Genomic DNA, 13,025 nt, shown 5'->3' on the forward strand with positions numbered 1-13,025 from the left:
CCATCGCCACACGATATGACAAAACCGCACGAAATTTCCTCGCTGGTATTTGCCTTGTCCTCGCCGTCACATCTTGGATCAGTTGAGTCCAGAGCCTAGCGTATTGATAAACAGAGGATCATAGCATCGGCACGGAACAACCGAGCAGCCTGACAGGATAACCGGCAGATTCACCGTCAGGAACGCTTGTACTCGGATGGCGTAAGCCAGCCTGCCGGGCGACCCTCGTACCGTAACGTCAGAACGGCACGATATCGTCGAGAATCTGCTGACCGTAGCGAGGCGATTGCTGTCCGCTCACAATGCCGCGGCCGCCATAGGAAATCCGTGCTTCGGCCAGCTGATTGGACTGAATGGTGTTGCTGCTCGAAATATCCTGCGGCCGGCAAATGCCGGAGACGGTCAGGACTCGCAATTCATGATTGACCCGCATTTCCTGCTTCGCCATCACCACGAAATTTCCATCCGGCAAGACTTGGGTGATCTCTCCAGCGAGGGAGAGCGAAACCGCCTCGTTGCGCTGGATCTGACCGGTGCCGGTCGAATTGCCGGCACCCGACACCGACACCAGGCTGGATGGGCTGACTGCCTTGCCGATCACGCGCGGTATCAGGCTCTCCAGACCGAACAGGTTCGGCACGCCAAGGGATTCCGAGCCGGTGCGACCGAGCGTCGTCTGGTCTTTGACATTGGCATTGTCATTGATGTTGATCAGAATGGTGATGATATCGCCGACCTGTGAAGCCCGCTGATCCTTGAAGAATGCGCGCGCCCCCCGGCGCCAGAGGCTGTTGGGCTCGGTCGGCACCTTTCTGAGCGGCGGCATCGGCATGCTCACGGGGCGCCAGGATGGCTCCTTGGTCGGATTGACAATGGGCGACATCGGCGGCGGCCGACCGACATAGGCAAGGTTGGAAAATGCGCCACAGCCCTGCAAGAGCGAGACAACGGCAAAAGCGGAGATCCTCAGCCCGCGGCTGCGCTGTTTCGACAGGAACACAAGGAAACGCTCAGCCATTCTGGCCAACCATGCGGCTGTAATACGGCACCGTCCCATTCTGTGGCGTGGGGTGGCTGCCGGGGATGACATGGGCATGATTCTGCCCATCGACCACGGCCTGCACCACCTCGCGCGAACTCGGGTTGAGAACCGGGATCACAGCACCTTCCGGGCCAGAGGCCAGCGCCACACCCTCGGCCGTCACTTCAAGACCGGGTGTCTCCACCGCGAGGCTGACCGTCGCGCCGCGGGTGACCATCATGACCCGTGCCATGGTTTGCCGGCTGAGTGGCGTGCCCGCAGCAAGGCGGCGGCTGATCTGCATGCCAAGCACGTCGGCCGCGCTGGTCAGGATGCCCTGCGGCAACGCTGCCCTGGCGACCCATGCCATCTTGACGTCATTAATGGTGACGACATCGCCGGGTTGCAGGGTGCGGCGGGCGACGATCACCCGCTCGGCAGGTGCCGCGATGCCGGTAATATCGAAGCTTTCGGGCTTCATGCCGGTGGCGCTGATCAGGAGGGAGGCGGCGAACTGCCCGTTGACCTGATCATAGCGAATATTGTTGACCACGATGTCCGGCAGCGCGCCGGGTGGAATCATCGGCAGGCGATCCGAGCCCAGCTGAACCACGAAATGGTCGGGTGCGCCTGCGCCGAGCAGGGCGGGCCGCAATACGTGCGTGATCGCCGCCGCCCTGACCGGCACGCCCGGACGCTCGATGACGACGACATTGTCCGGCCCGCTGCCTGTCCAGCCGACGCCGTAGGCACGGGCAATGGCCGAGAGCTGCGCTGCGCCCACATTGATCCGTTGCCCCGGCGCAGGGGCCGGCCCCAGGACATCGTCCGCTTTCGGCCCCGCATCGCTGAACAGATCCTGAAGCTGGACCACGGAACGGTTGATCGTGACGATCCCGCGCGGCGCCGGCGCCGCGACCGCGACACCGGCGGCAAGGCCGATCATGGCGGTCAGAACCGCAATCGTGCGTCCGGTTGATCGGGGCATGTCGCAATCCTCAGAGTTGCGTCAGGGTCTGCAGCATCTGGTTGGTTGCGGTGACGACCTGACTGTTCATGTCATAGGCGCGCTGGGCCGTGATGAGATCGGTCACTTCACTGACGACATTGACATTCGAGTTCTCGACAAAGCCCTGCATCACAGTTCCGAAACCGGGGGCGCTGGCCGCGCCGGTCACCGGATTGCCGGAAGCGGCGGTCTGGAGGAAAAGGTTCCCGCCCTGCGCGGCAAGGCCGGCATCGTTCGGGAAGACCGCGAGTTGCAACTGACCGACCGTTTGCGGTGCGGTCTGCCCGGGCAGCGAAACCTGAACCTGGCCGGACGCATTGATCGTGACATTCGTGGCGTTTGTCGGCACCTGAATGCCAGGCTGGACGATATACCCATCCGCAGTCACGATCGTCCCATTCGGCGAGAGTCCGAACGTGCCGTCGCGCGTGTAGGCGAGCTGGCCGGACGGCAGGGTCACCTGGAACCATCCGTTGCCCGAAATCGCCATGTCGAGCGTGTTGTTCGTCTGCTGGAGATTGCCCTGCTGATCGATCCGGTAGATCGCAGCGGTCTTCACGCCGAGGCCGATCTGCGTGCCGGACGGAACGATCGTCCCCGCATCCGAACTGTTCGATCCCGCGCGCCGCAGATCCTGGTAGAGCAGATCCTGGAAGGCAACGCGCTGGGCCTTGTAGCCCGTGGTCGTCATGTTCGCGATGTTATTGGAAATGACTTCCACATTGGTCTGCTGGGCCTGCATGCCGGTGGCAGCGATATCGAGTGCGCGCATTCTTGCTTTCCTGTCAGGACAGTGGCGTCAGCTGGTGGTGCCGCCGAGGATCTGGGAGATGGCAGACTGACTGCGGCTCTTCTCGGAGGTCAGGAACTGGGCGAGCATCTCGTAGTTCCGGCTGGCCTGGATCATGTTGGTGATTTCCGTGACCGGCTGGACATTCGATTCCTCTACCGCCCCCTGCACGATCTGCGGGTTGGGTGAGGGAATGGGCGGAGCCGCCGCCTGGAAGAGGTTTGCGCCCTGGGCAGTCAGGGTTTGCGGATACGCAACCGTCACGACGCCGATCTGCCCGATAATGCCTTGCTGGGTGCTGACCGTCCCATCGGCCGCGATGGTTAGCGCGCCGCTCTGCGGCGGCACCGTGATGGGCTGAGCGTTCGTGCTGAGAAGACTGTAGCCATCGGCATTGGCGATCGTGCCATCCGGCATCAGGTTGAACTGCCCGTCCCGCGTCAGGCGTGGGCCGTTCGGGGTCTGGACGGTGAAATAGCCGCCGGCCGGCAGTGCGAGATCAAGGGGATTGCCGGTGTTGCGGATGGTTCCGGGCTGCGCGTCGCGCCAGGTTCCGTTGGACTGGGTATAGGCCTGGGTGGACCCGCCGGGAGGTGCAGTGACGCCGCGCATGTGATCGAGCCAGGATGTCGATGTGAGATGCAGCGACTGGTAGCCGGGCGTGGACGCGTTGGCGATGTTGTTTGCGATCACATCGACATCGCGGGATGCCGTCAGCATGCGCGAAAGAATGATCGTGCTGGTATTCTGCATCCTGTCCTGTCACCCTTTTGGGACGTCGCACCGGAACGTGCAGCGGAACAATGGCGGTTAAAGCTTAATGATCGGCTAAGCCGGTGAATAAATTCGCCCCGGCGCCTTCGCGATACCGGGATTGACGCCGCTGCAGAAAAGAACAAAATAAGAACAAAGGATAGGTTCATGACCAGTGCGGCGCTCTTTTCCGGTCTGCAATCCCCGGATATCCGGCCGGGGAGCGTGCATGAAATCGCCGGCGATCAATCCATCGTGAGCTTCGCGGCCCTGCTGCTTGGCCGCACGCGAGGCGCGCCGGTCTGCTGGGTCGGCACCTCGGTCGATCTCTACCCGCCCGGGCTTGCGGGGCTGGCGCTCGATCCTGGCCGGCTCGTGCTGGCCGAGGCAGAGCGGGAGGATGATCGGCTGGCGCTGCTCGAGACCGCCCTGGCCGGTGGCCTGCACGCAGCCGGGCAAGTGGCGCGGGTCTCCCGCCTCGCGGTGCGGCGCATCGCGCTCGCGGCACGGCGGGGGCAAGCTCTCGGGCTGGTGCTGAATATGGGAAAGGCGAGTGATTCAAATGCGTTCGCAACGAGATGGCGGATTGGCGCACAACCTTCGGGGCCAGATGGCACGCGGCGATGGCGGGCCGAGCTGCTGCGTGCGCGCGGCACGCCGCCGGGCACCTTCGGCCTAGAGTTGAACCATGACGGGACGACGCATGCTTTCGATCTGGCTGGCGGCGGGAGTGCCCGTCAGCAGCCTCTCAGACGCGCCGGCTAATCTGGCCCTTGAGCGGCTCGCCCTGCGCTGCCAGGGCTTTACGCCGCTGGTGGCCCCGGACCCGCCGGATGGTGTTCTGCTCGATATCACTGGCTGCGCCCATCTGTTTGGCGGCGAGGCCCAGCTATGCGCACGGATTAGCGCCATGCTGCCCGGCGCCCGGATCGCGGTCGGCGCCACCGCGGCGGCGGCGCGGGCGCTGGCGCGGCACGGCGTGGCGGCGGGCGGCGGGCTCGATGAGCTGCCGGTGACGGCGCTCGGGCTGGAAGCGACGGTAACGCAGCTTCTGCACCGGCTCGGCATCAGGCGGATCGGCGCGCTGGCGCGCCTCTCGCGCGGCGAGATCCGGGCGGGTTTCGGCGAAGACCTTCTGCTCAGGCTCGACCGACTGCACGGACGGGCGGCCGAGCCGCTGCATTTCCTGCCACCGCCGACCGCATGGCGCGAAGCGGAATCCCATCACGACCCGTTGCTGACGGCAGAACAACTCAGCGCCGCACTCGCACGCCTCGTCATCCGGCTTTGCGACAGGCTGGAGGCGGCGGAATGCGGGCTGATGTCACTGCGTGTCAGGTTCCGGCGGGTCGATGCGCGGGTGATCGAAGAGACGATCGGCTTCGCCGCTCCCGCGCGTGATGCGCCGCATATCTGCCGGCTGCTGGCCGAACTGCTGAACCGGGTCGATCCGGGGTTCGGCGTGGAAGACCTGGAGATCGAGGGGGAGGTGGCGTCGCTGCTGGCCAGCCAGCCGGAGTTGGGCGGCGCTTTGCGGCCGGATCACGCCCGCACTTTCGACCTGATGGCCGGCCGGGCCCGACTGTCGCGGCTGGCACCGGTGGCGAGCCATGTACCGGAACGCGCGATGCGCCGGATTCCGGTGACGGAACCGCCGCCAGGCTGGCCGCCCGCCTCGCATCCGCGGCCGGTCAGGCTGTTCGTCCGACCCGAGCGGATCGAAGTGATCGCGCCGGTGCCCGACGATCCGCCGCGGCTGATGCGATGGCGCGGAGCGAGCCATCGCATCGTCCGCGCCACCGGGCCGGAGCGGATCGCGCGGGAGTGGTGGCGCCACGAGCCGGCCGAAGGCGCCGGTCGCACCGAGGCGGAAATGCTGCGCGACTATTACGCGATCGAGGATGAGGCGGGGTGCCGCTTCTGGGTGTTCCGCACCGGGCTGCATGGCGGAGTGCAACCGCCGCGATGGTTTATCCACGGGGTGTTCTGATGCCTGCCTATGCCGAACTCGCCGCCGCCAGCGCGTTCAGCTTCCTCGAAGGCGCGTCGCACCCGCAGGAGCTGGTCGACCAGGCGCTTTATCTCGGCCATGCGGCGCTTGGCATCGCGGACCGGAACACGGTCGCCGGCGTCGTGCGGGCTCATGTCGCGGCGAAGCGGGGCGGGCTGCGGCTGCTGGCCGGCAGCCGGCTGGGCTTCGAGGATGGCCCGGACGTCATCGCCTATCCGCGCGACCGCGAGGGCTGGGGGCGGCTCTGCCGGCTGCTCAGCATCGGCAAGGGGCGGGCGGCGAAGGGCGGCTGCCGGCTTCGCCTCGATGATCTGGAGGACCATGCGCCCGGGATGGCGCTGATCGTGATGCCACCGCCCTGGCCCGACGAAGCCTTCGCCGCCAGCCTCGACCGCATTGCCGGCTTCTCCGCCCCAGTCTGGATCGGGGCGGCGCGCCGCTATGCGCCGGACGACGCCGCGCGGCTGGAGGCGCTCGCCGCCCTGGCCGGACGGCGGCGGCGGCTGGTGGCGGTGAACGACGTTCTGTATCACGCACCCTCGCGCCGGCCGTTGCAGGACGTGCTGCGCTGCATCCGCCATGGCTGCACGATCGCCGGAGCCGGCCTGCGCCTCGAGCCGCATGGCGAGCGGCACCTCAAGCCGGCCACCGAGATGGCGCGGCTGTTCCGCGGCCATGAGGCGGCGATCGCGGCACAGGCGGAGATTCTGGATGCGGTCGGCTTCGCGCTCGGCGATATACGCTATGAATACCCCGACGAGCCAGTACCGCCCGGCAAAACACCCGATGCGCATCTCGCCGACCTCGCCTGGGCGGGGGCGGCGATCCGCTATCCCGGCGGCGTTCCGGCGGCCATCGCGGCGACGATCCGCCGCGAACTCGAGCTGATCGCGCAGCTCGGTTACGCGCGCTATTTCCTGACGGTGAACGATATCGTCGATTTTGCCCGGCGGGAGGGAATTCTCTGCCAGGGGCGCGGGTCGGCGGCGAATTCGGCGGTCTGCTACGCGCTCGGCATCACCGCGGTCAATCCCGCCGAGATCGACCTGCTGTTCGAGCGCTTCGTCTCGGCCGAGCGGGGCGAGCCGCCGGATATCGACGTCGATTTCGAGCATGAGCGGCGCGAGGAGGTCATTCAGTATATTTATAGCCGTTACGGTCGCGCGCGGGCGGCGATCGCGGCGGCGGTGATCCACTACCGGCCACGCAGCGCGATCCGCGATGTCGGCAAGGCGCTCGGCCTCGAAGCGACGACGATCGAGACGCTGGCGGCGCAGAGCTGGAATCCGGGCGATGCGCTGTGGTCCGAAGCCAGGCTGCGCGAGGCCGGGCTCGATCCCGACGCGCCAGACCTGCGGCGCGCCATCGGCCTCGCGCGCGAACTGGTCGACCTGCCGCGGCACCTGTCCCAGCATGTCGGCGGATTCGTGCTGACGCGCACCCGGCTCGACGAGATCGTGCCGGTCGGCCCGGCCGCCATGGCGGGGCGCAGCTTCATCGAATGGGACAAGGACGATATCGACGCGCTGGGGCTGATGAAGGTCGACGTGCTGGCGCTGGGCATGCTCACCTGCATCCGCAAATGCTTTGCCCTGCTGGGAATCGCCGATCTGGCGGACGTACCGCGCGAGGATCCGCGCGTTTACGACATGCTGTGCCGGGGGGATGCGCTCGGCGTGTTCCAGGTGGAAAGCCGGGCGCAGATGAACATGCTGCCGCGGCTGCGGCCGCGCATCTTCTATGACCTGGTGATCGAGGTCGCGATCGTCCGGCCAGGGCCGATCCAGGGGGATATGGTGCACCCGTATCTGCGACGGCGGAACGGTCTGGAAACGCCGGACATGCCCTCGCCCGCCCTGCGCGCCGTCCTTGGCAAGACACTCGGCGTGCCGCTGTTCCAGGAGCAGGCGATGCGGATCGCCATCGAAGCGGCCGGCTTCACGCCCGGCGAGGCCAACGAGTTGCGCCGCGCCATGGCAACCTTCCGCAACGCCGGCACGATCGAACGGTTCTTCACCCGGCTTGTCGAGGGCATGGTCGCGCGCGGCCATGAGCGCGATTTCGCGGAACGCTGCTTCCGCCAGATCGAGGGCTTCGGCACCTACGGGTTTCCCGAAAGCCATGCCGCGAGCTTCGCCCATCTGGTCTATGTCTCGGCCTGGCTGAAATGCCACCACCCGGCGGAATTCGCCGCCGCCCTGCTGAACTCACAGCCGATGGGGTTCTACCAGCCGGCGCAGATCGTGCGCGATGCGCGCGAGCACGGCATTGCCGTCCACGCCGCCGATGTGGCGGTGAGTTCGTGGGACTGCACGGTGGAAAACGGGGCGCTGCGGCTCGGCCTGCGGATGATCAGGGGGTTCAGGGCCGATTGGGCCGTGCGGATCGACGCCCTGCGGACTGGGGGCCGACTCGACCTGCCCAGGCTCGCATCGCTGCCGAAAGCCGCCCTCGAAGCGCTGGCAGAGGCCGGCGCCCTGCGGTCTCTCGGCATGGACCGGCGCACCGCGCTCTGGCAGGCCAGCCTTGTCGATCATGCGCCCCCGTTCCCGATCGGGCCGCTTTCTTCCCCTGCCGCTACCCCCGACCTGCCCCGGATGCAGCCTGGCGAGCACGTGGCCGCCGACTATCGCGCCACCGGCCTGTCGCTGCGCGCGCACCCGCTGGCCTTGCTGCGAAGCCATCCCCGGCTGCGCGGCACCATCACCTGCAAGGCGATGGACGACAACATTCCGGACGGTGGCCAAGTCCGCCTTGCCGGCCTGGTCACGGTGCGCCAGCGCCCCGGCAGCGCCAAGGGGACAGTCTTCATCACCATCGAGGATGAAACCGGCATCGCCAACCTGATCGTCTGGCCCGCCCGTGTCGAGGCGCTGCGACAGGAGATCGTCGGTGCCCGGCTGCTCGGCGTGCAGGGCCAGGTGCAGCGCGGCGTCGAGCGAGATATCACGATGGTGCATGTCCTGGTCGATACACTTGCCGATTTGTCAACACTGCTGGACCGGCTCGACTCGCCGGATATGGCAGGCAAGGCGGGCGCACAAGGAAAATCGAGGCAGCAACGGCGGACAGCACCACGAAGCCGTGATTTTCACTGATGCCCAAACGGAACATAACCATCCATTAATATTCATCCAAGATAATCTCCTCTGAGGATCAGAGGACAATCTATGGCCAAGCCACCGACAGCCGCAAAAAATGCAGCCGACGAAACCTTGCCCGAAACCGAGGGCGAGGCGGCTCCGGCAAAGCCGTCACGGCGCAAGCTGATCTTCATCGGCGGTGCGGTTGCCGCGCTTCTGCTCCTGGTCGGCGGCCTGTGGATCACCGGCATCCTGCCGCGCATGCTCGGGGAGAAACCACCGCAGAAAATGACTGGGCCGGTCTATGTCAAAATCCCGGAAATCGTAGCGAATCTCGACGTCCCCGGTGGCCAGGATTCATACGTCAAACTTGAGGCCACCATCGAACTCGCGGATGCAAAATCGGCAAAAATCGCGACGGCAGACATGCCCCGCATCGTCGATGTGTTCCAGACCTATCTTCGTGCCATGCGTCCCGGCGAGCTTCGTGGCGCATCTGGCACCTACCGCCTGCGGGAAGCTCTGATCGATCGCATCGAGGTCGCGACCGCGCCGGCCGTGGTGAAGGATATCCTGTTCCAGGAACTGATCGTTCAATAATACCGATCTCTGCCCAGTGTCGAAGCAAAAATTGTTGAAATGGTGAAAAAATGCTGACCTATGTCCTGACTTACGGCGCCTGGGGATTTCAGAGCGTATTATTTGGGGTTCTGGTTTTCACACTGGTCTACGCCCGCCGTCTGGACAAATCCATTCTCCAGATGCGCGCAGATCGCCATGCGCTGCAGGAGTTGGTCGACCAGATCGGCACATCGGTGAGTTCAGCCATTTCCGCCACGGAACGCCTGAAGGAGCAGGCCAGCCAGAGTTTCACCGCACTGGAGGAAGCATGCCAGGCCGCCGCCGCCTCCACCACCCGCCTCGACGAACTGATCAGCCAGGCCAACATCGCCGCGGACACCCAGAAGCGCGCCGAAAGCAGGGAGGGCTTCGATATGGCTGATGCGACTTCCGCCGTGATCGACCTGAAACCTCAAGACGCAGTCGCGTCTCCGCGCGGGGTGCTGATGGCGAAGCCAAACCCCCTGCACCGTTCGCCCCAATCCCGGCGCCCCGCCAAGCTGCAAAGCAGAGCCGAGCGCGACCTTGCCCGGATGCTGCTTGATGCCACCTGACGAGTTTAAATCCCGCGGACTGCCTCGGCTTCTGCCGATCGTGACGTTCTGTCTGTGTGGAACCATTCTCTTTAAATCGGCAGGGCTCGTCGATGCGGCTTTCGCAGGCACCTCCACGTCCGGAAAGACGTCAGCAGGCCTTCAGCAGGCCCAGGCCAAGCCATCAGGAACAACGAGCGCGAGCTCTGCACCATCGGCATACGAGCCTGTGGCCAACTGGAAGGACAAGCCGCCGCCGCCGCCTCTCTGCAAGCCAGACCCTCTCGACCAAACCGGCGAGCGGAAGGTTTTGCTTCAACTCAAACAGCGGGCCGAGCAGCTTGATGAACGCGCCGCGGCACTGAATCGCCAGAAATCTGAGCTGGCTGTCGAAAAGGAAGCGATCGCCAAGCAAATCGCGGCTATCAAACCGCTGGCCCAGAAGCTTGAGCAGATCAGTACCGCGCAAAAGGCCGCGGATGAGAAGAAGTGGGCGGCTCTGGTTTCCACCTATGAAACGATGGATCCCCGGAGCGCTGCGCGGATTTTCGATGGGCTCGATCCCAAGATCGTCCTGAATGTTATCCAGCGCATGAGCAGCCGAAAATCAGCCCCCATTCTGGCTGCCATGAGTCCGCAAAAGGCGCAGATTGTGACCGAGAAGCTCGCCGGGATGTCGGCCATGACGCCCAAGCCTCAGCCCGTCGCTTCCCTCCTTCCCGATGGCGCACCATGACTCGCGCCCGCCTGCGTCGCACAAAAAAAAGAAAGCTCGGATATTTCGCCTGCATATCTCTCGCGCTCTGCGGAAGCATGCCGCACGCAAAGGGAAGTGATTCGTCATCATATTGGTTTCGTATCCTGGTACCGGATAACCTGGTCCCATCAAATATCGGGCAGTCGATTTTCAAGGAAGGCGACGATACATACCTGATACTTGCTGATAATTTTCCGATAAAAGCCTACGCGCTAAGAAAAATAACCGGAAACCAAAAAGCATCGGTCATTCATCTTCAAAATTCCACGGTTCTCAAGATACCCACGCCTCCGGGGCAATCGTTGTCGACGCAGCCAGGCACCAGCTCGATTCACGTCAATCTGACACCGTTGGTACCGCAGAAAAACGTCAAGGTTTCTTTCGATAAAGGCTTTATAAATCTCTATTGTAGCGATGCCGGCCCTATCGTCACCATGGCTGATCCACAAACAGGAAGGCCGTTGCTCGTCGGTACTGTGACTGGTTCAACCGCACTGAGCGACGCGCCCAGCGGGCCGGGGTACAGTTTTTTGCCGACATCGCGCGGCATTGCCGTTATTGCAACATCGGATGAAGTTGCCCTGTCCCGTCAACCTGACGGGTTTAGCCTCGGTGCGCTGAAAGCCGGTGTCGGACTCCCGATCGGCAGCCCCCTTCTAGTCCCTCCCCTTACTGCGGCTGCAAGAACGCCCGACGGTCTCGACCTTCCACGTTACAATCTGATAGGTCTCCGTCAAAGACTCGGCTTGCAACGCATCGCTGTGACCCGGGCCCCTGCACTCGATAAACAGGAGCCGACATTCAAGCTCGTACGGGTCATGCTTGCACTCGATATGGGGCCCGAAGCCGCCGGCGCGCTTGACCGGCTTGCACAAACCCAACCCCTGGTCACGAAAGATCCTCAATGGAGTCTTCTCCACGCCGTTGCAGATATCATCTCCAACAAGCCAGATAGTGCTCTGAATTATCTTGAAAATATAAAAAGTAATACGAACATAACAAAAATACTGAGCGGAATTTCCCTTGCCCAAAAAGGAAAGTATACCGAATCGATAAGCGGAATTAAATCCGGTATAAATTATATATTATCACTACCGACACCAATACGAAATCATATTCTCCCAATCGTTGCGAAATCTCTGATCAAGACAAATAATTTTGATACATTTAAGCAATATATGAAATTTTTTCCGAATAATTCTATACTTAATTTTTATAAAGGTGAATATTATGAAAAAAGTGGAAACCTGAACAAAGCACTTTCCGTTTACGAAAATCTGCTTCATTCAAGAAATAATATGGCGTTTGGACTTGCGAATTCACGCAAAATATATCTGGAATATAAGACACATAAATTGAGTGCACATTCTGCAGCTAGCCAGCTATTACGCCACGTTTATGATTGGAGAGCGCCAAAGCACGAATTAAACCTGCGCATGAATATCTCAAAATTATATGCGAAAGCTCATGACTGGCCTTCCGCCATGTCAGAGCTTAAGCGTGATTTAGAATTATTCCCGGCAGACGCAGCGACGATCAATTCTCTTCGTGAAAAATTATTTTCAAAATTGCTTGAATCTGGACAGCTTTCAAAACTTGCCCCCCTAGGAGCAGTATCAATTCTTCAAAATAATATCGACCTCCTTCCCGACAGCAAAAATGAAATGAAGGCTGTTTCAGAATTAAATTCGGATCTGAAACAGCTTGGACTTTCAGACAATTTGTCCACACCGCTTCAATATCTCATTAATAAAAACAAAAATCCAAAAAATATATCAAAGCTTGGACTTATATTGGCAAATCAACAATATGATGACAATAATTTTACTTTAGCTAAGAAAACTATTGATCGTACGAACAGTTCATTTGCCGACGATGATGTCACTCGGAAAAGACAAGCCTTGTCTCAACTTATTACGGACAAGCTTGATCCGAGCACGACGAATCATCCCTCTACCAGCAAGAATAACCTGATTACCGCAGCACGGCACTCCCATGCGCAAAAAAATTGGGGACAGGAAGAAGATTCATTATCAAGATACGCTTCCAAATTTTTAAGAGGCAAATCTAAACTAAACAAGAAACAAGCAGAAATCATAAATCAGCTTGCGACAGCTGCATATAAAAATAATGACCAGAAAAAAATTGACAATCTACGACAACACTATCTCAAAAAAATGCCACTAGGTCCAGAAGCGGCACTATTCCAGATCATTACTAGCCAGCCCCTATCCAATAATTCGGACTTAGAAGATGCAATCAACAAAATAAGAGCCCTTGAAAATATATCAAAATAGATATAACTCAATCAAAATACTCATGCCCACTACTGCATTGGCCACAACTGACTAGCACTACTTTGGCGGAAATCTGATTTTTAGGGTTCCCATGGCACGGATTGGGTGATTCATGGGGAGCCAGCTTTGATGGAGGCTGGCGATGGACGA

General features: G+C 61.4%; 11 protein-coding genes. 7 read left to right on the plus strand and 4 right to left on the minus strand.

Annotated features, from left to right (window positions below; translation table 11 throughout):
- Positions 1-238: 238 nt before the first annotated feature.
- Genes flgH through B7Z76_RS14495 form a run of 4 tightly spaced genes read right to left on the minus strand, consistent with a single transcriptional unit; the run spans position 239 to position 3,573 of the window.
- Entirely contained in the window at positions 239-1,018 is a 780-nt protein-coding gene (gene flgH, locus B7Z76_RS14480) for a flagellar basal body L-ring protein FlgH (RefSeq protein ID WP_291344840.1), read from the minus strand.
- Positions 1,011-2,009, minus strand: coding sequence for a flagellar basal body P-ring formation chaperone FlgA (flgA, locus tag B7Z76_RS14485; protein WP_291344842.1), 999 nt, complete (start codon positions 2,007-2,009; stop codon positions 1,011-1,013). The genes flgH and flgA overlap by 8 nt, the downstream gene beginning before the upstream one ends.
- A gap of 10 nt (positions 2,010-2,019) precedes the next feature.
- Positions 2,020-2,802, minus strand: coding sequence for a flagellar basal-body rod protein FlgG (gene flgG / locus B7Z76_RS14490; protein WP_174502741.1), 783 nt, complete (start codon positions 2,800-2,802; stop codon positions 2,020-2,022).
- A gap of 27 nt (positions 2,803-2,829) precedes the next feature.
- Complete coding sequence (locus tag B7Z76_RS14495; RefSeq protein WP_291344844.1) at positions 2,830-3,573, minus strand: flagellar hook-basal body complex protein; 744 nt, start codon at positions 3,571-3,573, stop codon at positions 2,830-2,832.
- A 168-nt stretch (positions 3,574-3,741) separates the two neighbouring features.
- On the opposite strand from B7Z76_RS14495, the gene B7Z76_RS14500 reads away from it, so the two are divergent.
- The 7 genes from B7Z76_RS14500 (at position 3,742) to B7Z76_RS14530 (ending at position 12,875) form a co-directional block, all read left to right on the plus strand.
- The gene (locus B7Z76_RS14500; RefSeq protein WP_291344846.1) at positions 3,742-4,338 is read left to right on the plus strand and encodes an ImuA family protein; all 597 of its coding nucleotides are present in this window, start codon (positions 3,742-3,744) and stop codon (positions 4,336-4,338) included.
- Positions 4,277-5,563 (plus strand): DNA polymerase Y family protein, encoded by a 1,287-nt coding sequence (locus B7Z76_RS14505; protein WP_291344848.1) that lies wholly within the window; start codon positions 4,277-4,279, stop codon positions 5,561-5,563. Before B7Z76_RS14500 ends, B7Z76_RS14505 begins: the two co-directional genes overlap by 62 nt.
- Positions 5,563-8,682 carry an error-prone DNA polymerase gene (locus tag B7Z76_RS14510; protein ID WP_291344850.1) on the plus strand — a complete coding sequence of 1,040 codons (3,120 nt, stop codon included), beginning with the start codon at positions 5,563-5,565 and terminating at the stop codon, positions 8,680-8,682. Before B7Z76_RS14505 ends, B7Z76_RS14510 begins: the two co-directional genes overlap by 1 nt.
- A gap of 72 nt (positions 8,683-8,754) precedes the next feature.
- Positions 8,755-9,267 carry a flagellar basal body-associated FliL family protein gene (locus B7Z76_RS14515; protein WP_291344852.1) on the plus strand — a complete coding sequence of 171 codons (513 nt, stop codon included), beginning with the start codon at positions 8,755-8,757 and terminating at the stop codon, positions 9,265-9,267.
- A gap of 50 nt (positions 9,268-9,317) precedes the next feature.
- Complete coding sequence (locus B7Z76_RS14520) at positions 9,318-9,842, plus strand: hypothetical protein (RefSeq protein WP_291344854.1); 525 nt, start codon at positions 9,318-9,320, stop codon at positions 9,840-9,842.
- Positions 9,832-10,557 carry a MotE family protein gene (locus B7Z76_RS14525; protein WP_291344855.1) on the plus strand — a complete coding sequence of 242 codons (726 nt, stop codon included), beginning with the start codon at positions 9,832-9,834 and terminating at the stop codon, positions 10,555-10,557. Before B7Z76_RS14520 ends, B7Z76_RS14525 begins: the two co-directional genes overlap by 11 nt.
- Entirely contained in the window at positions 10,554-12,875 is a 2,322-nt protein-coding gene (locus B7Z76_RS14530; RefSeq protein WP_291344857.1) for a hypothetical protein, read from the plus strand. The genes B7Z76_RS14525 and B7Z76_RS14530 overlap by 4 nt, the downstream gene beginning before the upstream one ends.
- Positions 12,876-13,025 lie beyond the last annotated feature (150 nt).

The organism is Acidiphilium sp. 20-67-58 (assembly GCF_002255515.1).
In the GTDB taxonomy this organism is placed as follows: Bacteria; Pseudomonadota; Alphaproteobacteria; order Acetobacterales; family Acetobacteraceae; genus Acidiphilium.

Excerpts from the sequence above, each read along its gene's own strand:
- flgH (WP_291344840.1), bottom strand. The coding sequence starts at position 1,018 with ATGGCTGAGCGTTTCCTTGTGTTCCTGTCGAAACAGCGCAGCCGCGGG.
- flgA (WP_291344842.1), bottom strand. The coding sequence starts at position 2,009 with ATGCCCCGATCAACCGGACGCACGATTGCGGTTCTGACCGCCATGATC.
- flgG (WP_174502741.1), bottom strand. The coding sequence starts at position 2,802 with ATGCGCGCACTCGATATCGCTGCCACCGGCATGCAGGCCCAGCAGACC.
- B7Z76_RS14495 (WP_291344844.1), bottom strand. The coding sequence starts at position 3,573 with ATGCAGAATACCAGCACGATCATTCTTTCGCGCATGCTGACGGCATCC.
- B7Z76_RS14500 (WP_291344846.1), top strand. The coding sequence starts at position 3,742 with ATGACCAGTGCGGCGCTCTTTTCCGGTCTGCAATCCCCGGATATCCGG.
- B7Z76_RS14505 (WP_291344848.1), top strand. The coding sequence starts at position 4,277 with ATGCTTTCGATCTGGCTGGCGGCGGGAGTGCCCGTCAGCAGCCTCTCA.
- B7Z76_RS14510 (WP_291344850.1), top strand. The coding sequence starts at position 5,563 with ATGCCTGCCTATGCCGAACTCGCCGCCGCCAGCGCGTTCAGCTTCCTC.
- B7Z76_RS14515 (WP_291344852.1), top strand. The coding sequence starts at position 8,755 with ATGGCCAAGCCACCGACAGCCGCAAAAAATGCAGCCGACGAAACCTTG.
- B7Z76_RS14520 (WP_291344854.1), top strand. The coding sequence starts at position 9,318 with ATGCTGACCTATGTCCTGACTTACGGCGCCTGGGGATTTCAGAGCGTA.
- B7Z76_RS14525 (WP_291344855.1), top strand. The coding sequence starts at position 9,832 with ATGCCACCTGACGAGTTTAAATCCCGCGGACTGCCTCGGCTTCTGCCG.
- B7Z76_RS14530 (WP_291344857.1), top strand. The coding sequence starts at position 10,554 with ATGACTCGCGCCCGCCTGCGTCGCACAAAAAAAAGAAAGCTCGGATAT.